The sequence below is a fragment of the Microbacterium sp. genome, assembly GCF_047602155.1.
Classification (GTDB): Bacteria; Actinomycetota; Actinomycetes; order Actinomycetales; family Microbacteriaceae; genus Microbacterium.
In genome coordinates this window covers 159994-181686 of record NZ_JASGHZ010000001.1, presented here as the reverse complement: position 1 = coordinate 181686, position 21693 = coordinate 159994, and the positions used below count along the sequence as shown (strand labels likewise).

Here is a 21693-nt window from a genome sequence, read left to right as displayed (position 1 = left end):
CTCGGTTCGACAAGAGGCGTCAGCGTTGACCCACCCCTAATGCACACATCGCAGTCCTGCAGACAAGGAACCCACACATGACACGCAAGCGCCTTATCCTGGGTGCCGGCATCGCGGCCGCCGCCCTCGTTCTCGCCGGTTGCGGTTCGACCGAGAGCAACTCGGACGAGCCCCTCGAGCTCACCTTCTGGCATGGCTACACCGAAGCCGACGGCGATGTGCTCGAGCAGATCGTCTCCGACTTCAACGACTCCCAGGACGGCATCGTCATCAAGACCGAGGTCAACCCGTGGGCGGTGATCGATGACACGTTGCTGCCGGCCCTCTCTGCCGGGAACGGCCCCGACATCGTCGCGATGCCCGCGGAACGTCTGCCGGTCTACGCCGACAAGGGCGCGTTCGTGTCGCTCGACGACTTCTACGCCGACCCCGCCAACAATGCCTCCGCGGTCAACGACGGCGCGGTCGAGATGATCACCGTCAACGACACCAAGTACGGCGTCCCGACCGGCTTCGTCCCGCTCGCCGTCTACTACAACAAGGCGCTGTTCGAGGCTGCCGGCATCACGGATGCGCCCGCCACCTGGGACGACTGGGTCGAGGTGGCGAAGCAGCTCACGGTCGACGAGAACGGCGACGGGACGCCCGAGCAGTACGGCGTCGTCCTGCCCGACCATGCGACAGTTGCCAACGGACTGTGGCCGGCCCTGTTCTACGGCAACGGCGGAGGCATCGTCGACGGCGGCGACACCGCGGTCATCGACTCGCCCGAGAATGCCGCGACCCTCGAGTTCTGGCGCGACGCGATCGTCGGCGACAAGATCTCGCCCACGGGCGTCGACGGCATCGGAGCGGACGAGCTCTTCAGCAGCGGCAAGGCCGCGATGACGGTCGGCGGCCCCTGGATGGTGTTCATCGCCGCGGACAACGACATCGACTACGGCATCGCACCGATCCCGGCCGGCCCGGTCGAGCAGGCGTCGTCGGCCATCGGGGTCTCGATGGCCATCACCGAGCAGGAGGACGCCGCCAAGCAGGCTGCGGCCGAGAAGTTCTTCGCGTACTTCCTGAACGACGAGAACTCGGTGACGTGGTCGCTGGGCTCGGGATGGCCGCCGCTGCGCAGCGACATCCCCGCCGACGCCGTCGCCGAGAACCCGACAGTCGCCGCGCTCACCGCGCAGTCCGCGTTCGCCAAGCCCCTGCTGCCCGGCGTCGTGAACAGCACCGACGTGCTGACCGCGGTCGATGAACTGACCCAGAGGGCACTGGCCGGCGAAGACATCGCCGCGCTGCTGGCCGAGGCGCAGACCTCGATCCAGTCGGCTCTGGACAAGTAGGCACGAACAACCACACCGGCGGCGCCCCGGATCCCGTTGCGGGGCGCCGCCCGTGTCGACACGGCAGGAATCATGAGCACATATCGAGCACCCGCTCCACTGGGCGGACGTGCGGGCGTACGTACGGCCGGACGTCGTCGCGGCGCAACGGCGGCGGCCTTCCTCGCCCCGGCGCTCGTGATCCTCGCCGTCTTCGTCGCCTGGCCGATGGTCTCTGCCCTGAGGCTCTCGTTCACCGATGCCAGCGGCTTCGGCGCGGAGAACTTCGTCGGTCTCGAGAACTACATCCGGGTGTTCTCCGATCCCGACATCCTCAACGCGGTCGGCAACACGTTGCTCTACACCGCTCTGTTCACCCCGACCGCGGTGGTGGTCGCGCTCGCGCTCGCGCTGGTGCTCAACAGCCCGCGGCTGCCGTTCCGGTCGTTCTTCCGGACCGCGCTCTTCCTCCCGTTCGTCATCTCCCTGGCCGTGGCCGCGTTCGCCTGGAGCTACCTGATCGACCCTCAGGTGGGTCTGCTGAACTATTGGCTCGGCGGCGCAGGCATCCGCCTCGGCAACGTCCTCCAGGATCCGGTGCTGGCCATGCCGGCCGTGGTTGTCGTCGCCGTCTGGAAGAACTTCGGCTTCTACCTCGTTATCTTCCTGGCCGGGCTGCAAGACGTTCCCGGCTCGCTCTACGAAGCCGCCCGTGTGGACGGAGCCGGACCGTGGACCCGATTCACCAACGTCACGCTCCCGCTGCTGTCGAACACCCTCGCATTCGTCCTGATCTTCGCGATGATCGCGGCCCTGCAGGCATTCGATCAGATCTATGTGATGACCGGCGGAGGGCCGTACGGCCACACGCAGACGGTCGTGATGGAGATCTACGAATCGGGCTTCCGCAATCTTCGAGCTCGGATTCGCCTCGGCCTTGTCCTACGTGCTGCTGCTGGCGACGCTGCTGCTGAGCGTGATCCAGTTCGTGTTCTTCGGTCGCCGCGAGGAGGACGTCGCATGAGGCGCCGTCGACTGCGGCCCGGCACGGTCTTCGGCACCCTCGCCATGCTGGTCGTGACGGCGGCGGTGCTGCTGCCTCTCGCGATCATCGTGTTCACGGCGTTCAAGCCGGTGTCCGAGGTCAACGCCTACCCGCCGACGCTGCTGCCGCAGCAGTGGACCCTGGACAACCTCGCACGGATCGTTCAGGAGCTGCCGTTCGCCCGGCTCGTCGCCAACAGCTTCCTCTTCGCCGGCGGCGTGACCGTCTTTGCACTGGTGTTCGACTCCCTCGCGGCGTACGCGCTCGCCCGCATCGACTTCCGGGGGCGCCGGGTGCTGCTCATCGCGATCATCGCGAGCCTGATGATCCCGTTCCAGGCGACGCTGATCCCCGTCTACCAGCTGGTCAGCGACCTCGGCTGGGTGAACACGTTCGCCGGCCTGATCGCCCCGCGCGCGGCCGACGCGTTCGGCATCTTCTTCCTGCGGCAGTTCTTCCTCGCCCTGCCGCGCGACATCGACAGCGCCGCCCGCATCGACGGCGCCTCCGAGTTCCGCATCTTCCGCAGCATCGTGGTCCCCAACGCGGTTCCCGCGCTGCTCACCCTGGCGATCTTCACGTTCGTGAACAACTGGAACGACCTGCTCTGGCCGCTCGTGTTCACCACCGAACGCGAAATGGGCACGATCACGTCGGGACTCACGCTGCTGACCGGCCCCGGCGGCATCATCCCCTACGGCGTCATGATGGCCGGCGCGCTCGTGGCGGTTCTGCCGCTCGTGATCGCCTTCCTGCTCGTGCAGCGCCGGTTCATCGAGAGCATCGCGACGACGGGGCTGAAATGAGCATCGGAACAGACGGCTGGCACCGCGACGGGCGGGTGCACTTCGCCCTCGGCGTCGAGGACACCTTCGTGCCGCAAGAGCGGCCCGGCGAGCGCGCGATCGACGAGTACGCGCTGACCGAGCACTACGACCAGTGGCACGGTGATCTGGCCCTCGCGCGCGACGCGGGCGCCGAACTGCTGCGCTGGGGCATCCCGTGGTACCGCATCAACCCCGAGCCGGGCCGGTGGGAGTGGTCGTGGCTCGACCGCGTCGTCGACCGGTTCGCCGAGCTCGGCCTGCGGCCGATCGTCGACCTCATGCACTACGGCACCCCGCTCTGGCTCGACGGCCAGTTCGCCCACCCCGACTACCCCGCGCGGGTGGCCGAGTACACGGCGCAGGTCGTCGAGCGCTATGCCGACCGCATCACCGACTACACGCTCGTCAACGAGCCCATCATCCACGCACTGTTCTCGGGTGACTACTCCTACTGGCCGCCCTACCTCAGCGGCGATCGCGGCTTCGTCACGATGGTGCGTCAGCTGGCGCGCGGGTTCGTCCTCGCCCAGCAGCGTGCCGCCGGCATCCTCGGCGACCGGGCCACGTTCGTGCACGTGGATGCCGGCATGCGGTTCTCCGGAGACGTCGATGCCCCCGAGCACCGCGACCTCGCCGCGCGTCTCGGCGAGCAGGTCTGGCTCGTCGAGGATCTGGTGACCGGGCGGGTCGACGCCGCGCACCCCCTCGCGGACTGGCTCGCCCGTAACGGTGTCGGTGACGACGACCTCGCTTGGTTCGCCGCCGACCCCGTCCATCCCGACGTCGTGGGGGTCAACTACTACCCTCGCCATTCCACCGAGCTGTTCGAGACCGGCATCCACCACCGCGGGGGCTTCGCCGACCCGCGCCCGACTCGCGACGACGGGGTCGAGGGTCTCGAAGAGCTGCTGCGCGCCGCAGCCCAGCGCTACGGGGCGCCCGTGATGCTGACCGAGACCGCCGTCACCGGCACCGTCGAGGAGCGGATGCGATGGCTCAGCGAGTCTGTCGCGTGCGTGCGCGCACTGCGCACGGCCGGTGTCGATGTCGTCGGGTACACCTGGTGGCCGGTCTTCGACATGTACGAGTGGACGTATCGGCACACCACGGCGCCGCGCTCCGACCACCTTCTGACCATGGGACTGTGGCACCTCGTCGAACGCGACGGCCGGCTCGACCGGGTGCCCACCGCTCTCGTCGAGCGATTCCGTCGGCTTGCCACATGACCGCCTCCCACCGCACCCCTCACGCCGCACCCCTCATCACCGCATCAAGGAGACACGAGTGCCCACCGCATCCCTGACCATCGATCCCGCAGCACGTGTCGGCCCGATCAACCGGCGCCTGTTCGGATCGTTCGTCGAGCACCTGGGCCGTTGCGTGTACGACGGCATCTACGAGCCCGGTCACCCGACGTCGGATGCCGACGGCTTCCGCACCGATGTGCTCGAACTGGTCCGCGAGCTCGGCATCTCGACCGTGCGCTATCCGGGAGGGAACTTCGTCTCCGGGTACCGCTGGGAAGACGGCGTCGGCCCGCGCGAGCAGCGCCCCCGTCGGCTGGATCTGGCCTGGCATTCGCTCGAGACCAACGAGGTCGGCCTCGACGAGTTCGCCCGATGGTCGGCCCGCGCCGGCACCGAGCTGATGCTCGCCCTGAACCTTGGCACCCGGGGCGTGCAGGAGGCACTCGACCTGCTCGAGTACGCCAACATCCGCAGCGGGTCGGCGCTCGCCGAGCAGCGGATCGCGAACGGCACCCCCGAACCCCACGGTGTGCGGATGTGGTGCCTCGGCAACGAGATGGACGGGCCGTGGCAGATCGGGCACCGCAGCGCCGACGACTACGGCAAGCTCGCCGCGCAGACCGCCCGCGCGATGCGCATGATCGACCCCGACCTGGAGCTCGTCGCATGCGGCAGCTCGAGCCGTGCCATGCCGACGTTCGGCGAGTGGGAGCGCGTCGTGCTCGAGCACGCCTACGACGAGGTCGACTACATCTCCTGCCACGCCTACTACGACGAGAAGCCCGGCGACCTGGGCAGCTTCCTCGCGTCGCCGGTGGACATGGACCTCTTCATCGAACAGGTCGCCGCGGTCATCGACGACGTCGCCGCTCGGCGCGGCACCGACAAGCGCGTCGCGATCTCGTTCGACGAGTGGAACGTGTGGTACCTCGACCGCTATCACGACGAGGACAAGGTCACCGATCCGCAGAGCTGGCCGATCGCGCCGCGCCTGCTCGAGGATTCCTACACGGTCGCCGACGCCGTGGTGGTCGGCGGGCTGCTCATGTCGCTCGTGCGTCACGCCGATCGCGTCACGTCGGCCAGCCTCGCGCAACTCGTGAACGTGATCGCCCCGATCATGACCGAGCCGGGGGGAGAGGTCTGGCGGCAGACCACCTTCTTCCCCTTCGCCATCACGTCCCGGCTGGCACGCGGGTACGCGCTCGCCGTCGCAGTCGACACCGGCGACTACGACTGCGCGGCATATGGATCAGTGCCGCTCGTGGATGCAGCGGCGACGCACGATCCCGAACTGGGGACCGGCCTCTTCCTGGTCAATCGCTCTCAGTCCGAGGCAGTGGAGGTGTCCGTCGACGTGTCGGCGTTGGGCCCGGTCGCGGTCGCCGAGGCATTGACGCTGTCTGACCCCGACCCGCACGCCCGAAACGTGCACGGGGACAGCTCGCGGGTGGCGGCAAGGGTGAACACGACGGCATCGCTGGAACAGCGATCTCTGAAGATCACCCTCCCGCCTGTCTCGTGGACTGCCGTCCACCTTCGATCGGTGGCGTGAGAGGACACGCCTCGCTTTGTCATCCCGCTGGCGGTGGACGGGGCTGACCGCGATGGCCCGGTGCGTCGCCTCGGCAACCTCACTCTCCTCACCGGTTCGCTCGCTCCGGTCACGGGAGCCTCCGCTCCCGCAGCTGAGGGCGGATCTCAGATGGCATCGGGTTGAGCCTAGGGAGGCTGCGCGGGTCGCGACGTCAACAGTCACTCAGCGAACTGGCGGAGCGCCTTCATCGGAATCATGAGATGCAACTCCTCGACCGGGGACTGAAGGAAGTCGCCATGGTGGAGGTAGAAGATCTTCGCGTTCTCGTCACGACAGTGGATCAGGACGGCGGCCGCTCCAATGCTTCCGCTGATGTGGAAAGAACGGATGAGCGCGTCCCTGAGCAAGGCCCACCCGAGGCCAGTCCCTGTGAACTCATCGTCGACCGCGAGTCGCGCGAGAAGGATGCACGGAATCTGAGGCGGTCGACGCTCAGCGAGTCTTGCAGGAGCCTCTCCAACAGCGACGGCCGCCATGGCGATCGAGTAGAACCCGGCCACTCGATCCCCATGGTGTGCAACGTATGTTGTCGCATTGTGTGCAGCTTGGTTCTCCCAAGCGAAGCGGATAAACCAGTCGTCGAGCTCGGTCGTCCCGCTGTGAAACGCGCTTCGGTCGTCGCTCTTCTCAAGTTTGCGCGGCGCGGTGAAGATCGTCACGCCTCGTCCGAGAACACAGATGGCCGAGCAAACAACTTCTCGAACCTTGTCGTCGAAGGCAGGGGTGCGTCAAGGAGTCGCTTGAACTCCTCGAACTGGTCTTCGGTGGCAATGAACCAGCGACGATCAGCCATGACCCTCTCCGCATGCTCCACGGCGCTTCCAAGGATGAACTCGGTCAGCGTGTGATCGGTAGCCTCGGCGGCGCGACGAAGCAGCGACTCTTGGCGGTCCGTGGCGCGCAGGTTGATTCTTTGATTTTTGGCGAGTCGAGTATTTACTGCAGATTCAGGCATCGGGATCTCCTTTTTGTACATACAGAGTACGTACGCCACCCGTTCTCGTCAACGACTTAGCTTGAGTTCGCATGGTACGTCGATACGGCGCGGCACCCGACGGGGCCGTTCGTGCGCGACAACCCGGCAGAGGCGGCGATCTACGACTGGTTCGCCTTCGGCACCGGCAACCACGGTGACGGCGACGGACTCGCCTGCGAGTAGGTGCGGGGCTGGTCCGCATGGCAGAGTGACACCGTGGCCACTGACGCCGACTCCGAACTCGCGCGGCTGCGGGCGCGTGCCTACGGCGCGGATGCCGACATCCATGACGACCCCGCAGCCCTCGCTCGCCTGACCGAGCTCGAGCACCAGCACCGCGCGGCGCTCGCGCAGCCCGCGCCCGAGCCGCCGGTCCCGGTGCGGCCCGTCCCCGGCATCCCGCCGTACATCACGGAGCCCACGGCCTCCGCCGGCGAGGCGACGGAGGCCGCCACTCCCGCGAACGACGCCGGCCCCGCGCGGCGATCGCGCCGCCGGCTGCTGCTCGCGTGCGCGATCACGGCGGCCGCGTCCGCCGCCGTCGCCGTCCCCGTGACGCTCTGGGCGCAGGAGCTGGGCGACCGGCCCTCCGCGGTGCTGCGCCCGGTCGGCGAGCCGGCGGCATCCACCCTGCCCGGCTACGGCGCCGAACTGCGCGACGACACCAGGTTCTACGGCGAGTTCTCCGGGCTGCAGGTCGTCGTCGGCGGGTTCGAGGGTGACGAACAGGACTGTCTCTTCATCGTTCCCGACTCGGGAAATCTCGATTCCGGCCTGATCGGCAACTGCGCCCCGCTGCCCTTTGCGCCCTGGATGGACGTTCGGCTGTCGGACTACGCGGCGGGGCAAGCGGTCGAGGAGTTCGGCCCGCGCGCGGTGCTGCGCTTCGAGGTCGTCGGCGACGAGGTGCACGTGTTTGTGCGGCAGGCCCCGACCGAAAGTGCGACCGGCGCGGGCTGAGCGGATCAGTGCGCGGCGTCGTACGCTTCGAGCACCGCGGCCGGCACGCGGCCGCGCTCCGACAGCGTGTAGCCGTGCTGCGCGGCCCACTCGCGCACCGGGGCGTAGTCGCGCTGTCCGGCGCGACGCTGCACCCGCTTGCCGGCCTCGCCCCCGCCGGTGCCGCGGCGGGCCGACGCCCCGCCCCGCGCCGACCTCGAACGCGCCGATACCGTTCGCGCCGCCGCGATGAACGGCGCGAACGCGGCGCGCAACGCCGCGGCGTTGTCGTCGGTGAGGTCGATCTCGTAGGCGGTGCCGTCGAGCGAGAACAGGACGGTCTCGCCCGCACCTGCCTCCAGGACGGTGCCGTCCAGGTCGTCCACGAGCTGATGCACGATTTTGCGGGCCATGGTGAGAGCCTACGGGAGGAGCCCCGCGCGGCGCGCCCTGGCGACGGCGGCATGGCGGGTGGTGGCATCCAGCTTCGACATCGCGCCCTGCAGGTACGACTTGACGGTTCCCTCGCGCAGCCCCAGGGCCGCCGCGACCTCGGCGTTGGTCTGCCCGAGCGCCGCGCACGCGAGCACGTCGGTCTCGCGCGGAGACAGTCGCACATCGAGGTCGGATGCCGGCTCGCTGCGGTCGTGCGACAGCGCGGCCAGCCGCCGCTCGATGGCGGCCAGGCGTTCCCGGATGCCGACATCCGCCACCTCGGCGCCGATGCGGCGCAGTTCGACGTAGGCCTCGCGCAGCTCCTCGCGGGCCGCGACGTCGACCGTCGCGACATCACCGGCCGCTACATCGGTGTGCGGCAGCAGCGCCAGGCGCCGGCTCACCTCGTCGCGCACGCGCAGCTCGGTGGCGAGGTCGGCAGCGACCTGCAGCGCGGTGCGCGCCGTCGCCTCGCCGAACGGCGACCGCGCGTACGAACCGCAGTACAGCACCCCGCGCGCCCGACCCGAGACCAGCACCGGCACGGCGAACAGCGTCGAGATGCCCTCGCCGAGAATCGCCCGGTCGTAGTCGTGCGTGATGTTGCGCGACGAGCGGTAGTCGAGCGCGAGGCGCGGCCGGCGCTCCACGAGCGCCTTGCCGCCGAGCCCGCGGTCGGCGTGCACGACGAGCCCGGCCAGATGCGTCGTGCGATTGCCGACCACCGAGGTGACCTCGACGGCGTTCGAGCGCTCGAACCCGCCGAAGGCCACCGGCAGCCCGGTGCGCGTCGCGAGATCGCCCACCGCGCGGGCCAGCAGATCGTCCTCGGCGGCGAGGCTCGCTGTCGTTGACATGGCGTCTCCGGAATCGTCACGACGATCTTACGCCGGGGATACGGCCCCGGGCGCTGTGCCGGGCGCCCGGGGCCGTGCGGGTTCCGCGGCCGGCCTACACGGCCGCGGAGTTTCGGATGACGGAGGCCTCGAGGTCGAGCAGGTGGCGCTTGCGCTCGGGATGCCCGCCGTACTCGCCGACCGACCCGTCGCTGCGCACCACGCGATGCACCGGGACGACGATCGAGATGGGCGTGCGCGCGCACGCCGACCCGGCGGCGCGGTGCGCGCCGGGAGAGCCGGCCATGATCGCCACCTCGCCGTACGACGCGGTCTCGCCGTACGGGATCTCGCCGATCGCCTCCAGCGCGCGCCGCACGAAGCCGTCGACCGTTCGCAGATCCAGCGGCACGTCGAACGCGCGCCGGTCGCCGGCGAAGTACTCGTCGAGCTGACCGGTCACGGCCGCCGCGACGGGGGAGGGGTCGTCGGCATCCGGAGTGGGCACGTCCCGCAGCAGCAGGCCGATCTCCTCGAGCGCGCGCTCACGCGACCCCACGGAGACGTCGAGCACGTCGAGGAAGGCGAGGCCCTCGGCCGTCGTGACGACGAGTGCGTCGCCCAGCGGCGTCGGGTGCACCGAGTAAGTCGGGTGCACCGAGTAAGAGGAGTGGGTCATGCGATCCATGATGACCGAGCCCGCGGCGCCCGTGGCCGCGAAAGGGGCGATCGGTGGACAGATCCCGAAATTCGCCACCTGTGCAGGAGGCTATGATGTGCGCCGCGTGCCGAATCCTGCGAAACCCGCCGCGCCAACGCGGTTCGACGCGCCCCGGAGCCTATGGTGGCCAGTGTGTGGCGAACAGATGGCAGCGCCGTGCGCGGCATGAGCGACGATGTCGAGCACCTCAGCTCGGTGACCCCGGCAGACCTCGACCTGTCCGAACCGGATGTCGTCGTCCGCCACGTCGCGAGCGAGGAGCGCAGCCGGTTGCGTGAGGAATCGGCCCAGCTCGGCGGCCGCTCGACGCTGTTGCACTACACGGATGCCGGTGACGCGGGCATCGACATCACGAAGGCGCACCCGGGGAGCCTGCCCCAGTTCATCACCGGCCGTTCCACGCTGCTGTCGAATCTGTTCCGCGACGAAGTGGCCCTGCGCACGGCGCGGCTCGCGGCCGAGCGCATCGCCGCGAAAGACGTCGAACTGCGCACCACGCGGGGCCTGGACACCGTGCACCTCGCCGTGGCCATCGCCGCGTGGCGCATCGGCGGAGTCGCCTACGCGGCACCCGTGCTGCTGCGCCCGCTCGCGATCCGGCGCCACCACTCCGACTTCGACCTCAAGCTGCACGGCGCGTTCACGATCAACCCCGAGCTCGTGAACGCGGCGCGCACGCACTTCGGCCTCTCGCTCGACGGCCGCGCGCTCGCCGAGCTGGCCTACGACCAGGGCGTGTTCAAGCCGCAGCCGGTCATCGACCACCTGCGCGCCCTCACCGCCCACGTCGACACCTTCACGGTGCAGCCGCGCCTGGTCGTCTCCACCTTCGCGGGGGTCGCCGCGGCGATGGAGCGCGACGCGGTCGACCTCGACCACCCCACGCTCAACGCGCTGGCCGGGCACGACGCCGACCGCGAGGCCCTCGCCTTCGTGCGCCCGCTGCCGCCGCTCGCCGGCGCCGACGAGCGCCCGCCCGCCGCCGACCGGCTGCTGCTGGACGCCGACGCCGAGCAGGAGGCGGTGCTCGCCCGCATCGCCGCCGGCCAGTCGCTCGCCGTGCACACGATGCCGGGCACCGGCGGCACCCAGACCGTCATCAACGCCGTCGGCGAGCTCGTCCGCGGCGGCAAGCGCGTTCTCGTCGTCAGCGCGCGCCGCTCGACGCTGGAGGGCATGCGCCACCGCCTCGCCGGCATCGGCCTGCCCGCCCTCGCCGTCTCGCCCCGTCAGCTCGACCGCGACCTCATCCGGGCGATCGGCCGCAACGAGAAGGCCACGCAGCCCAAGGTCGCCGACGTCGACGACGCCCTCGTACGCCTGCGCACCGTGCTGCGCGACTATCGCGACGCGCTGACGCAGCGGCATCCGCGTGTGAACGTCTCGCCGCTGGAGGCGCTGCGCACCCTCACGACCATCGCCGGCACGACGCCGCAGCCGTCGGCATCCACCCGGTTCGACATCGGGACGCTGCAGACCCTGTCCACGCGCCGCAACGAGGCGGCGCAGGCGCTCGCGAAGGCCGCGCGGCTCGGCGAGTTCCGCTTCGGCCCCGACGACTCGCCGTGGTACGGCGTCGCCTTCGACACCACCGCGCAGGCCCGCGACGCGCACGCGCTCGCCGCGCGCCTGCACAAGCGCGACGTTCCCGGCATCCTGGAGCGCGGCTACGCGCTGATCGCGCAGACCCGGATGCGGCCGTTCACGACGGTCGCCGAGCTCGGCGCCTACGTGCAGCTGCTGCAGGGCATCCGCGGCTCGCTCGACCGTTTCAGCATGACGGTCTTCGATCGGCCCCTGGGCGAGCTCATCCAGGCGCACGGGTCGCGCCGCGACGCGCCGAACCTGTCCAGCGCGCAGCGCCGGCGCCTGAAGAACCTGTCGAAGGAGTACGTGCGTCCCGGCATGCACGTCACCGACATGCACGAGGCACTCGTGCGGGTGCAGCACCAGCGCACGCAGTGGCAGGGGCTCGTCGAACCGGGCGTCACCCCCGAGATGCCGCTCGGCCTCGACGACGTCGCCACGGCCTGGCAGCGGGTCGCCGCCGACCTCGGCGACCTCGACCGGGTCCTCGGGCGCGACGATGCGCTCGCCTCGCTGCCGATCCCGCTGCTGCTGCGCACGCTCGCCGGGCTCGCCGCCGACTCGGACGTGTTCGACAACCTCGTCGAGCGGGCGACCCTGCGCGGCGAGCTGACCGAGCTGGGGCTCGACGAACTGCTCACCGAGCTGTCGGTGCGCCACGTGCCGGAAGAGCACGTCGCCGCGGAGTTCGAGTTCGCCTGGTGGCAGTCGGCGCTGGAGGCGATGCTGCGCAGCGACCGCGCGCTGCTGGGCGCCAACACCGCCGTCGTCGACCGCCTGGAGCGCGACTACCGCCTCGTCGACGAGGCGCACGCGGGCTCCGCGGGGCCGCTGCTGGCCGCCGAGCTGGCGACGACGTGGAAGATCGCCGTCGTGGACGAGGCCGCCGAGGCCGCCGCCCTCAAGCAGACCCTGCGTGCCGGCGGAGCGACCGCCGCCGAACTGGTCGCCGCCGCCCCGACCCTCGTCCGCACGCTCGCACCGGTGTGGCTCGCCTCGCCGTACGAGGTGCCGTCGATTCCCGAGGCGCCGCTGTTCGATGTCGTCGTGATCGCGGATGCCGCCGCACTCTGCCTCGCCGAAGCGGCCCCCGCCCTGCGCCGTGCGCGCCAGGTGGTGCTGTTCGGGGACCCCGTCACGCAGAAGCCGACGCCGTTCCGCGTCGGCGCCGGAGCACCGACCGCCGACGACGAGCTGGAGGCGCCCTTCGACGAGGTGAGCGTCTTCGAGCGGCTCGCCGAGCTGATCCCCGTCGACACCCTCACCCGCAGCTACCGTGCGGGCGGCGAAGACCTCGCCGAACTCGTCAACGACGCCTTCTACGACGGCCGGATCGTCTCGCTGCCCTGGGCCGGCTCGTACCTCGGCCGCGGCAGCCTCAGCGTCGACTACGTCGAGGGCGGCCACGGCACCCCCGACCCGGTCACCGGCGCCGTCGAGAGCCCCGACGCCGAGGTCGCCCGTGTCGTCACCCTCGTCGTCGAGCACGCCGTCAACCGCCCGACCGAGTCGCTCATGGTGGTCACGGCATCCGTTCGCCATGCCGAGCGCGTGCGCGCCGCCGTCGCCGAGGCGTTCGCGGGGCGCTCCGACGTCGCCGCGTTCGTCGGCCGCGACACCGCCGAGCCGTTCGCCGTGCTCGGGCTGGAGGAATCGGTCGCCGAGAGCCGTGACCGGGTCGTGTTCTCGCTGGGGTTCGGCCTCACCAAGCACGGCCGGGTGCTGAGCGACTTCGGCGACCTGTCGGGGCCCGACGGGCAGCGCCTGCTCACCGTCGGCATGACCCGCGCCCGCCGTTCCATGGTCATCGTCTCGTCGATCCGCCCGTCGGCGTTCGAGGAGGGGCGCCTGGAGACGGGCGCCGCGACCCTCATGTCGATCCTCGGGGGCATCGCCGCCCGCGCCCGCCAGTCGCGGCTCGAAGACCTCGCCGATCCCCTCACCCTCACCCTCGCGGCGCACCTGCGCGCGCTCGGGGTGTCGGTGGACGTCGACTACCGTGGCCTGCTGCCGCTCGTGGCCCAGTACAAGGGCAAGGCGATCGTCGTGGAGAGCGACTCGGACACGATCGGCGAGTCGCTGCGCGAGAGCCTGCGGCTGCATCCGCAGGTGCTGCGGCGCCTGGGCTGGCACTACGTGCGCGTGCACGCGTTCGACCTTTACAGCGACCCGGCCGGCACCGCGGTGCGTATCGCCGCCATCCTCGGGATGCCGCCCGAGACGCCCACCGCCGACACCGTCACGCAGCCGATCGATGTCGTCGAATGAGCGCCAGCGCGTCGAGCGGGTGCCCGGTTCGCGCCGGGCGCGGCTGACGCCGGCGCCCGGCACGGACCCCGCTCCGGAGCTCCCGGAGACGGCGGATGCCCCTGCCGCAGGGGCAGAGGCATCCGATCCCGCCGGTCCCAACGACGACCGGATGCGGCGGGACGTGCCGCCGCACTACTGACTCAGGACTTCTGCTTCTCCAGCAGATCGCGGATCTGCACGAGCAGCTCCTGCTCGGTGGGCAGCGCCTCCGGCTCGTCCACCGCGGGCGCGGCGGCGGCTCGCTTCGCCTCGGCGCGCTCCTTGAAGCCGTTGTACGGGCGCACGATGAACAGGTACACGACGAGAGCGATCGCGAGGAAGTTGATCGCCGCCGAGATCAGTGCGCCGATGCCCAGCTGCGCCTCGGCGAAGATGCCCGGGATCGGGATCGTCCAGCTCGCCAGATCGCCCGTGGGCACCAACGCGCCGATGATGGGGTCGATGATCGCTTTCACGGCGGTGTCGACGATCGCGGCGAACGCCGTGCCGATGACGACCGCGACGGCCAGCTCGATGACGTTGCCCTGCGCGATGAACTCCTTGAAGCCTGCGACGAGGCCTTTCTTCTCAGACATGTGAGGATCCTTCTGTGTGTCCGCTCGGCCTGCGGGTGAGGTTACGACCCGGTCGACGCGGGGGAAATCGATGCTCCCGCACTCGATGATGGCGTGGAACCGGCCTTCGCGCCAGCGGCCGCATCGCTTTGTTTCGCTCGTGAGTCGGTGCGGTAGAAGCCCGATCCGTTGAAGGTCACCCCGACCGAGCCGTACTGCTTGCGCAGGCGTCCGTCGCACTCGGGGCAGTCGGTGAGCGCGGCGTCGGAGAACGACTGCACGGCGTCGAAGCTGTGGCCGCACTGCGTGCAGGCATAGGAATAGGTGGGCATGACGTCCTCGTGTGGGGGTTCAGCGCCGGCGCGGCGCGAGTTCGATGGTACGGGTCGCAGTGACGACGCCGGTGACGGGCTGGTCGTGCAGGTCGCGGGGCACCTCGTCGACGAGCTCCGAGTCGAAGACGACGGCGTACACCGGCGGGCAGTGCTCCATCGACCCGAGCGTCTTGTCGAAGTAGCCGCGGCCCCAACCGAGCCGCATGCCGGTGCCGTCGACGGCGGCGGCGGGCACGATCATCAGATCGACGTCGTTGACCGCGAGCGGGCTGAGCACGTCGCCGACCGGCTCGGGCATGCCGAACAGGCCCTCGGCGACATCGCCGTCGAGGGTCGCGACGGCCCAGTCGAGCAGTCCGTCACGGCGCGTGACCGGCAGGAGCACCCGGATGCCGCGGCGCACCGCCTCGTCGACGAACTCGCGCGTCCCCGGCTCGGTGGGCGCCGACAGGAAGCACGAGATCGAGCGGGCGCCGGTGCGCGCCACGAGCGCGTCGAGCTGCTCTTTCACGCCGGATGCCGCCGCCGCCCGCGCCGCCTCGGACCGCTGCTGCCGGCGCTCGCGCAGCTCGGCGCGCAGGGCGCGCTTCGCGTCGGCGATGGCATCGGTGGTCATGGTCTGATTGTAGGCGGCGGCCCGCCCACTAGGCTGTGGGCATGTCCCGCCGTTCTATCAAGGCCGTCATCCCGGCCGCCGGTCTCGGTACGCGCTTTCTGCCGGCGACCAAGGCGATGCCGAAGGAGATGCTGCCGGTCGTCGACAAGCCCGCGATCCAGTACGTCGTGGAGGAGGCCGTGGCCGCCGGCATCAGCGACATCCTCATCATCCTGGGGCGCAACAAGAACACGATCTCCAACCACTTCGACGCGGTTCCCGAGCTGGAGTCCAACCTCTCCAACAAGGGCGACCAGGAGAAGCTGAACCGGGTGCGCGCCTCGACGGCGCTCGCCGACATCCATTTCGTGCGCCAGGGCGAGCCGAAGGGGCTCGGTCACGCCGTGCTGCGCGCGCGCAACCACGTGGGGGAGTCGACGTTCGCGGTGCTGCTCGGCGACGACCTCATCGACGAGCGCGATCCGCTCCTGACGAAGATGATCGCCGAGAACGCGGCATCCGGTCTCACCGTCATCGCGCTCATGGAGGTCGACCCCGACCACATCCACCTGTACGGCGCCGCGGCGATCGAGCCCACGGACGACCCCGACGTCGTCAGGATCACGGGGCTCGTCGAGAAGCCCAAGCGCGAGGACGCGCCCTCGAACTACGCCGTCATCGGGCGGTACGTGCTGACGCCGCGCGTCTTCGACATCCTCGAGCGCACCGAGCCGGGCAAGGGGGGCGAGATTCAGCTGACCGATGCGCTGCAGGAGCTCGCCGTCACCGACGGCGTGCTGGGCGTCGTCTTCCGCGGACGCCGCTACGACACCGGCGATAGGGTGGACTACATCAAGGCGATCGTGCAGCTTGCCTCCGATCGCGACGACCTCGGATCCGAACTGCGACCGTGGCTGAAAGACTTCGCGGCGCAGCTGTAGCAGGCTGAGGGAGGTGCGGTGGACGTGACAGCGCCCCGCCAGTACGGCCCCGTGTCGATCCGGCTCGTCAAGCCGCGCGACGCGCGCGTGCTGCAGCACGAGTTGCTGGCCAACCGCACCTGGCTGCGCCCGTGGGAGGCGACGAGCCCCGACGGGCCGGTGTCGTTCGACATGAAGCTCGGCATCCGTCGTCTGCTGCAGCAGTACCGCGACGGGGCCGGCGTGCCCTACGTGATGGAGTACGACGGCGAGGTCGCGGGGCAGCTGAACGTGTGGGGCATCGCGCGCGGGTCGCTGTCGTCGGCGACCATCGGATACTGGGTCAGCGAGCGGTTCGCCGGGCGGGGCATCACTCCGACGAGCGTCGCGCTCGCGACCGACGTGTGCTTTCGCGAGCTGGGGCTGCATCGCATGGAGATCTGCATCCGGCCGGAGAATCTGGCGAGCCTGCGGGTCGTCGCCAAGCTCGGGTTCCGGTACGAGGGGCTGCGTCGCCGGTTCATCCACATCTCGGGCGACTGGCGCGATCACTACGCTTTCGCGCTCGTGCGCGAAGAGGTTCCCGAGGGGGTGCTGCAGCGCTGGGTGTCGGGTCGCGCCTCCGAGGATGCCGCCGCCATCCCCGCTGCCGATCGCCCCGCATCCGGTCGTTGAGCGAGGCGCGCAGCGCCGAGTCGAAACGCAGCAACCTTCACGCTCGACCTGAACCTCAGACACGCCGCTGCGTGCCCGGGTCTGCGGGCACGCGAGCCCTAGCGTGGTCCCCATGGGTGGGCAGGTTCTCGGTGGCGGCGTCGTGGTACTCGTCGCCGTCGTGCTGTGGATGATCTACCTGCTGCCGTCGTGGCACGGCCGGCACCAGTACAACGCCGCCGAACGCAACGCCGTGCGCCTGAACCAGGCGCTGCGCGTGCTCGCCGAGACGAGCGAGACGCCCGAGGAGGTGCGGCTCGAACTCAACGCCCGCACCGCCCTCGCGCAGCAGCGGCTCGCCCGCCGCGCACAGTCCGAGCGTGAGCACGCCGACCTCGAGCGGGCGCGCGCCGAACTGTCGGTCGCCAAACTGCAGGCCAAGGCCGACGCGGCGGCGGCGCGCGAGGCTGCGGCGGCGGCATCTGTCGCGCTGCGCCGGCAGCCCGAGGTGCGACGCGCCCGGGCGCGCAGGCGCGCCCGGCTGGTCGTGACGGTGCTCGCGGTCGCCGCTGTCGGGCTCGGCGGATGGGGCGGGATGCTGGTCGTCTCCTCCGGATCGCAGGTGCTGCTGTGGTCGGCCGTCGCGCTGCTGGCCGTGTGCGGCGTGCTGCTGCAGCGGATGTCGCGGGTGCAGCGCCGTGCGGTCGCCCGCGTCGACGTCGTGGTCGTTCCGCGGGTCGCCGGATCCGTGCAGGACGTGCCGCTCGAATCCGACCGCACCGCGTGGATGCCGCGCGAGCTGCCGCGCCCCCTCACCGCCTCGGCGGGCTCGCGGGCGGCCGCCGTGCTCGACCAGGCCGAAGCGCGCGAGGCGCTGCGCCGGGGAGCGGTCGAGGAGGCCATGCGGGTGCGTGCCGAGCGGTCGCAACCGGTCGCTCTGCGCCCCCGTCGCGAGCCGGAGTTCGCCGGCGGTGCCGCCGCGGGCGATGCCGCCATCGAGGCGCACGTGCGACAGCTGCTGGAGCGCCGGGCCTCGGGACAGTAAGCGGGGCGGGAGGTCCGCGGCCTCGGGCCGTCGTGTGCATCCGACCCCTGCGGCGCGTGATAACCTATCGGAGGTTCACGGGCCTGTGGCGCAGTTGGTAGCGCGCTTCGTTCGCAATGAAGAGGTCAGGGGTTCGAATCCCCTCAGGTCCACCAAAAGAATCCCCGATGAGAAGCTCTTTTCTCGTCGGGGATTCGCTCGTTGGGGATCCGGCAACCGCGAACACGGCCGCTGCGACTGCAGCCCGCGCCCCCGCGAGGTCCGCTCCGCCGACGGTCGCATTCGCGGAGTTGCGGTAGTCTTCCGGCCGTGACGGTTCCCCGTGGGTTCGGGCGCGACGGTGCGCCCGCGGTGATCGATCTCGCCTACCCGTTCACCGGGCGCTGGCTCGTCCAGAACAGCCCGGCGAATCGGGTTCCCAGTCATGGCACGCACGCCTTCGCCACGGCCCGCGCCATCGACTTCGTGCCGGTCACTGCGTCGGGACGCACCGCGCCGATCACACCCGATTCGCTCGTGCGGCCCGAACCCGCCGAGCGATTTCCCGGCTTCGGCCGCTCGATTCTGGCTCCCGTCGAAGGCGTCATCATGGCCGTTCACGACAGTGCCCCCGACCACCCGGCCTCCCGGGGTCTGCCCTCGATCCGGTACGCGCTGACGCAGCGTCGCCGAGCCGCGGCGGGATGGGTCGCGCTCGCCGGGAACCATGTGCTGATCGACAGCGGTGGCATCATCGTCGTGCTGTGCCATCTGCAGCAAGGCGGCATCCGGGTCGGTCCAGGCCAGCGGGTGCAGGTCGGAGACGCGATCGGTCGGTGCGGCAACTCCGGCAACAGCACCGAACCCCGCACGCGGTGACCCGGTGGCGGCCGGCGAGCCGACCTAACTGTTGCGGCCGGTCCATCCCCGGTGCCGGAACCACCACCACATCGCCCCGGCCGAGACGAGCATGGTGCCGAGCCCGAGGACCAGGAACGACCACAGCCCGCTGAGGATGTGCGCCACCTCCCAGTCGAAGTTCATGCCGAAGAAGCCGGTGAGGAAGGTCAGCGGCAGGAACACCGAGGCGATGATCGTCAACTGCTTGGAGATCTCGCCCTGCCGGTTCGCGATCGTCGAGAGGTAGAGGTCGGTGCAGCTCGCGACCATCTCGTGATACGAGTCGAGCTCGTCCGTGATGCGGATGAGGTGGTCGTAGACATCGCGGAAGTAGTCGTGGCTGTCGCCCTCGAGTCCTCCGAGGTCGGCGATCTGATCGGCTTGGCGAGCGAAGACGTCGCGCATCGGCACGACCGACTTCCGCAGTTGCAGCAGCAGGCGCTTGAGCCGGAAGATCTCCTGAAGCTGGCGGCCCTTCGTCTCGGCGACGATGGCGTCTTCGAGGTCGTCGATGTCCTCATCGAGGTCGGCGAGGATCGGGAAGTAGCTGTCGACGATCGCGTCGATCACCTTGTAGCAGTAGTACTGCTCGCTCCTGGCGGCCCCGCCCTGCTGCAGCAGCGGCGCCAAGCGCTGCAGCTCGGCGAATGCGGCGCGGTGCAGCGTGACGATCCAGGTGCCGCTGAGGTAGCAGTGGATCTCCTCCACCGGGCGTTGATTCTCGTCTTCGGGCTTCGATTCGACGCCACCGTGCAGGACGAGGAGCGCATAGTCGCCGTAGACGTCGAGCTTCGGGCGCTGCTCGAACTGGATGCTGTCCTCCACGGCGAGGGGGTGCAGGCCGAGCAGTTCGCCGAGGTGCTGGATCTGCGCCTCGGTGGGTGCGGTGAGATCGAGCCAGAAGAACTCGCCCTGCCGGCACAGGTCGCGGATCGAATCGTCGTCGATGGAGGTGAGCACATGCATACGTCGATTCTCCGGGGTGCGGCCGGAAATCGGTGTACTGTCCGCCGACGATGTCCGACGACCGCATCGGCCTCCGCTCCGCCCCTGAACGGCGAGACCCACTTTGCACGTCGAGACCGCTGTTCAGTTCGCGGGTCTCGACGTGAAAAGTGGGTCTCGCGGGGCGGGTTGGAGGGGTTCGGGATGCCGTCGCGCTCGTGCGCCGCGGTGCCCTCGGATTCGTTACCTATTCGTGATGTTTCTGGCTGTGTGAGGGGTCTTTTCGGGGTCGGAATGTCGGTGGCCCTTCGTATCGTGGGGGGTATGGAAGTCAGGTTCAGGAGCACGTCGGCGGAGGTTGATCCGCTGGCCGAGTTGTGGGCTGACCCGGACTTCGCGGCGGCATATGTCGCGGCAGAGAATGCGTGGGCTGTCGAGCGTGTGGATGCCGTGTGGGCTGGCGATGTCGCCCCGGACTCGCCCGACGCTGTGGCGTTGGATGAGGTGATGGGTGATGGGCAGGACATCCTCGACGTGCATGCGGTCGTGCGTGCCGCGCGGGCGGCGGTGGTGGCGCAGGATGCGTTGTTCCACCGGATTCTGGTGCGGGCGGCGGAGAACCCGGACCCGTGGGTGGGTCCCGACCCGACCCTGGACCGGTTGTGGCAGCCGCGGCGGGAGGGTGAGACGGTCGGGACGGTGCGTGCCCGGCGGCGGAACCTTGCGGTGCGGTCTGCGGCGGCGGACATCGCCGTGCGGGTGAGTCTGACGGACAACCAGGTGCGGGCGCGTGCGCAGCGCGCCGCGGTGCTCTCCTGCCGCTGCCCCCGTGTGTGGGGGTTGTGTGTGGCGGGTGAGGTGTCGGAGCAGAACATCCGCATCACGGTCGACCTGGCCGCGTCCCTCCCCGACGATGACACCGCCTCCTGGGCGGCCTTCGATGATGCGGTGTCCGGGTTCGCGGCGACGGCCGCGCCCGGGAGGTTCCGGACCCGTGCCCGTGCCGCGCGGGAGCGCGCGTACCGGGAGCCGTTGCAGGAGCGTCACGCCCGGGCGGCGGATGGTCGTTGTGTGTGGGTGGATCCGCTGCTGGATGGGATGGCGCAGCTCAGCGTGATCGGCCCCGCCGCGGATATCCACGCGATCGACGCGCACATCGACGACCTCGCCACCCACCTCGCGACCGTCGATGGGGAGACCCGCACGAAAGCGCAGTTGCGCGCCGACGCTCTGTTCGGCTTGTTCTCCCAGGGCGCGCACGCCGTGGCGAAAGATCCCGACAGCCCGTCATCCGGGATCGTGCCGACTGTCCGCGTCACCATCCCGGTGCTCACCCTGATGGGGCACTCTGACGAGCCGGCGACCCTCGACGGGTTTGGGCCGATTGATCTGGACACCGCGAAGACCCTCGCCGCGACCGCGGACACCTGGATTCGGGTGCTGACCCACCCGGTGACCGGGACGGTGATGGACGTGGACCGGAAAGCGTACAAGGTGCCGGAGGACTTGAAGCGGTTGATCCGGATCCAGTACCCGACCTGCGCGTTCCCCGGCTGCCAGAGACCCTCTGACACCTGCGACCTCGACCATAGGATCCGCTGGGCCGACGGCGGCACCACCTCACGCGACAACCTCACCCCGGAATGCCCCGCGCATCATCCGATCAAGGATGAGACCCGGTGGGGGCTCCACCGCGACGACACCGGCCGCATGTACTGGGTCACCCCCACCGGATACAGATCCGACATCGACCCACCACCGTTCTAGGGTGCATTGTCTCCGTGCAGCGATCTGGCCTCGCTCGTCGAGGATCACTGTCGCGGCCAAGGCAACCTTGTGAGGATGATGACCAGCCAGGCCGCTGTCGGCCGCTCCCGGAACGGCGATCTGGTCGTGCCCTGATCCGCGCTCCTCCTTGTGTGAGTGA

21 protein-coding genes and 1 tRNA gene are annotated in these 21693 nt (G+C 69.9%); 13 read left to right on the top strand and 9 right to left on the bottom strand.

The window, feature by feature from the left end:
- The first annotated feature begins 77 nt into the window (after positions 1-77).
- The 4 genes from QM720_RS00830 to QM720_RS00815 all read left to right on the top strand — a co-directional run bounded on the left by QM720_RS00830 (position 78) and on the right by QM720_RS00815 (position 5993).
- The gene (locus QM720_RS00830) at positions 78-1340 is read left to right on the top strand and encodes an ABC transporter substrate-binding protein (RefSeq protein ID WP_415124162.1); all 1263 of its coding nucleotides are present in this window, start codon (positions 78-80) and stop codon (positions 1338-1340) included.
- A gap of 72 nt (positions 1341-1412) precedes the next feature.
- Complete coding sequence (locus tag QM720_RS00825) at positions 1413-3170, top strand: ABC transporter permease subunit (protein ID WP_415124160.1); 1758 nt, start codon at positions 1413-1415, stop codon at positions 3168-3170.
- Positions 3167-4417, top strand: a complete 1251-nt coding sequence (locus QM720_RS00820; protein WP_415124158.1) for a family 1 glycosylhydrolase — start codon at positions 3167-3169, stop codon at positions 4415-4417. The genes QM720_RS00825 and QM720_RS00820 overlap by 4 nt, the downstream gene beginning before the upstream one ends.
- A gap of 58 nt (positions 4418-4475) precedes the next feature.
- Complete coding sequence (locus QM720_RS00815) at positions 4476-5993, top strand: alpha-N-arabinofuranosidase (RefSeq protein WP_415124156.1); 1518 nt, start codon at positions 4476-4478, stop codon at positions 5991-5993.
- 200 nt (positions 5994-6193) lie between these two features.
- Here the strand turns inward: QM720_RS00815 and QM720_RS00810 are convergent, their stop codons facing one another.
- Entirely contained in the window at positions 6194-6694 is a 501-nt protein-coding gene (locus tag QM720_RS00810; protein WP_415124154.1) for a GNAT family N-acetyltransferase, read from the bottom strand.
- Positions 6691-6990: a DUF1778 domain-containing protein gene (locus QM720_RS00805; protein ID WP_415124152.1), complete on the bottom strand. Its 300-nt coding sequence runs from the start codon at positions 6988-6990 to the stop codon at positions 6691-6693. Before QM720_RS00805 ends, QM720_RS00810 begins: the two co-directional genes overlap by 4 nt.
- A 237-nt stretch (positions 6991-7227) precedes the next feature.
- On the opposite strand from QM720_RS00805, the gene QM720_RS00800 reads away from it, so the two are divergent.
- Positions 7228-7971, top strand: a complete 744-nt coding sequence (locus QM720_RS00800) for a hypothetical protein (RefSeq protein WP_415124150.1) — start codon at positions 7228-7230, stop codon at positions 7969-7971.
- A 5-nt stretch (positions 7972-7976) separates the two neighbouring features.
- On the opposite strand, the gene QM720_RS00795 is transcribed toward QM720_RS00800, so the two are convergent.
- From QM720_RS00795 to QM720_RS00785, 3 genes are all read right to left on the bottom strand, one after another.
- Positions 7977-8363, bottom strand: a complete 387-nt coding sequence (locus tag QM720_RS00795) for a histone-like nucleoid-structuring protein Lsr2 (protein ID WP_415124148.1) — start codon at positions 8361-8363, stop codon at positions 7977-7979.
- A 9-nt stretch (positions 8364-8372) separates the two neighbouring features.
- The gene (locus QM720_RS00790) at positions 8373-9242 is read right to left on the bottom strand and encodes a LuxR C-terminal-related transcriptional regulator (protein ID WP_415124146.1); all 870 of its coding nucleotides are present in this window, start codon (positions 9240-9242) and stop codon (positions 8373-8375) included.
- Positions 9243-9336: 94 nt separating this feature from the next.
- A complete protein-coding gene (locus QM720_RS00785; protein WP_415124144.1) occupies positions 9337-9900 on the bottom strand; it encodes a methylated-DNA--[protein]-cysteine S-methyltransferase in 564 nt (187 codons plus the stop codon).
- Positions 9901-10107: 207 nt separating this feature from the next.
- Between QM720_RS00785 and QM720_RS00780 the strand changes: the two genes are divergently transcribed.
- Together QM720_RS00780 and QM720_RS00775 are read left to right on the top strand one after the other, a co-directional pair.
- Positions 10108-13797 (top strand): AAA family ATPase, encoded by a 3690-nt coding sequence (locus QM720_RS00780; protein WP_415124142.1) that lies wholly within the window; start codon positions 10108-10110, stop codon positions 13795-13797.
- On the top strand, positions 13784-13978 hold the full coding sequence (locus QM720_RS00775) for a hypothetical protein (RefSeq protein ID WP_415124140.1): 195 nt from the start codon (positions 13784-13786) through the stop codon (positions 13976-13978). Before QM720_RS00780 ends, QM720_RS00775 begins: the two co-directional genes overlap by 14 nt.
- Before the next feature lies 1 nt (position 13979).
- Here QM720_RS00775 and mscL read toward each other — a convergent pair whose 3' ends face one another.
- The 3 genes from mscL to QM720_RS00760 are packed head-to-tail and all read right to left on the bottom strand — an operon-like array spanning position 13980 to position 15344.
- Positions 13980-14414 carry a large conductance mechanosensitive channel protein MscL gene (gene mscL, locus QM720_RS00770; protein ID WP_415124138.1) on the bottom strand — a complete coding sequence of 145 codons (435 nt, stop codon included), beginning with the start codon at positions 14412-14414 and terminating at the stop codon, positions 13980-13982.
- 41 nt (positions 14415-14455) lie between these two features.
- Positions 14456-14725: an FmdB family zinc ribbon protein gene (locus tag QM720_RS00765; RefSeq protein WP_415124136.1), complete on the bottom strand. Its 270-nt coding sequence runs from the start codon at positions 14723-14725 to the stop codon at positions 14456-14458.
- 19 nt (positions 14726-14744) lie between these two features.
- Complete coding sequence (locus tag QM720_RS00760; protein ID WP_415124134.1) at positions 14745-15344, bottom strand: 5-formyltetrahydrofolate cyclo-ligase; 600 nt, start codon at positions 15342-15344, stop codon at positions 14745-14747.
- A gap of 41 nt (positions 15345-15385) precedes the next feature.
- On the opposite strand from QM720_RS00760, the gene galU reads away from it, so the two are divergent.
- The 5 genes from galU to QM720_RS00735 all read left to right on the top strand — a co-directional run bounded on the left by galU (position 15386) and on the right by QM720_RS00735 (position 18800).
- Entirely contained in the window at positions 15386-16264 is an 879-nt protein-coding gene (galU, locus tag QM720_RS00755; RefSeq protein WP_415124132.1) for a UTP--glucose-1-phosphate uridylyltransferase GalU, read from the top strand.
- An 18-nt stretch (positions 16265-16282) separates the two neighbouring features.
- Positions 16283-16918 (top strand): GNAT family N-acetyltransferase, encoded by a 636-nt coding sequence (locus QM720_RS00750; protein ID WP_415124130.1) that lies wholly within the window; start codon positions 16283-16285, stop codon positions 16916-16918.
- 112 nt (positions 16919-17030) lie between these two features.
- A complete protein-coding gene (locus tag QM720_RS00745) occupies positions 17031-17942 on the top strand; it encodes a large exoprotein (RefSeq protein WP_415124128.1) in 912 nt (303 codons plus the stop codon).
- A gap of 79 nt (positions 17943-18021) precedes the next feature.
- A tRNA-Ala gene (locus QM720_RS00740) sits at positions 18022-18097 on the top strand.
- Positions 18098-18251: 154 nt separating this feature from the next.
- Entirely contained in the window at positions 18252-18800 is a 549-nt protein-coding gene (locus QM720_RS00735; protein WP_415124126.1) for a M23 family metallopeptidase, read from the top strand.
- 24 nt (positions 18801-18824) lie between these two features.
- Here QM720_RS00735 and corA read toward each other — a convergent pair whose 3' ends face one another.
- The gene (corA, locus tag QM720_RS00730) at positions 18825-19787 is read right to left on the bottom strand and encodes a magnesium/cobalt transporter CorA (protein WP_415124124.1); all 963 of its coding nucleotides are present in this window, start codon (positions 19785-19787) and stop codon (positions 18825-18827) included.
- Positions 19788-19970: 183 nt separating this feature from the next.
- On the opposite strand from corA, the gene QM720_RS00725 reads away from it, so the two are divergent.
- Positions 19971-21533 carry a DUF222 domain-containing protein gene (locus QM720_RS00725; RefSeq protein ID WP_415124122.1) on the top strand — a complete coding sequence of 521 codons (1563 nt, stop codon included), beginning with the start codon at positions 19971-19973 and terminating at the stop codon, positions 21531-21533.
- Positions 21534-21693: the final 160 nt, after the last annotated feature.

Coding starts and splice junctions, on each gene's coding strand:
- QM720_RS00830 (WP_415124162.1), top strand. CDS start 78: ATGACACGCAAGCGCCTTATCCTGGGTGCCGGCATCGCGGCCGCCGCC.
- QM720_RS00805 (WP_415124152.1), bottom strand. CDS start 6,990: ATGCCTGAATCTGCAGTAAATACTCGACTCGCCAAAAATCAAAGAATC.
- QM720_RS00760 (WP_415124134.1), bottom strand. CDS start 15,344: ATGACCACCGATGCCATCGCCGACGCGAAGCGCGCCCTGCGCGCCGAG.
- corA (WP_415124124.1), bottom strand. CDS start 19,787: ATGCATGTGCTCACCTCCATCGACGACGATTCGATCCGCGACCTGTGC.
- QM720_RS00745 (WP_415124128.1), top strand. CDS start 17,031: ATGGGTGGGCAGGTTCTCGGTGGCGGCGTCGTGGTACTCGTCGCCGTC.
- QM720_RS00790 (WP_415124146.1), bottom strand. CDS start 9,242: ATGTCAACGACAGCGAGCCTCGCCGCCGAGGACGATCTGCTGGCCCGC.
- QM720_RS00765 (WP_415124136.1), bottom strand. CDS start 14,725: ATGCCCACCTATTCCTATGCCTGCACGCAGTGCGGCCACAGCTTCGAC.
- galU (WP_415124132.1), top strand. CDS start 15,386: ATGTCCCGCCGTTCTATCAAGGCCGTCATCCCGGCCGCCGGTCTCGGT.
- QM720_RS00725 (WP_415124122.1), top strand. CDS start 19,971: ATGCCGTCGCGCTCGTGCGCCGCGGTGCCCTCGGATTCGTTACCTATT.
- mscL (WP_415124138.1), bottom strand. CDS start 14,414: ATGTCTGAGAAGAAAGGCCTCGTCGCAGGCTTCAAGGAGTTCATCGCG.
- QM720_RS00785 (WP_415124144.1), bottom strand. CDS start 9,900: ATGACCCACTCCTCTTACTCGGTGCACCCGACTTACTCGGTGCACCCG.
- QM720_RS00775 (WP_415124140.1), top strand. CDS start 13,784: ATGTCGTCGAATGAGCGCCAGCGCGTCGAGCGGGTGCCCGGTTCGCGC.
- QM720_RS00820 (WP_415124158.1), top strand. CDS start 3,167: ATGAGCATCGGAACAGACGGCTGGCACCGCGACGGGCGGGTGCACTTC.
- QM720_RS00795 (WP_415124148.1), bottom strand. CDS start 8,363: ATGGCCCGCAAAATCGTGCATCAGCTCGTGGACGACCTGGACGGCACC.
- QM720_RS00780 (WP_415124142.1), top strand. CDS start 10,108: ATGAGCGACGATGTCGAGCACCTCAGCTCGGTGACCCCGGCAGACCTC.
- QM720_RS00825 (WP_415124160.1), top strand. CDS start 1,413: ATGAGCACATATCGAGCACCCGCTCCACTGGGCGGACGTGCGGGCGTA.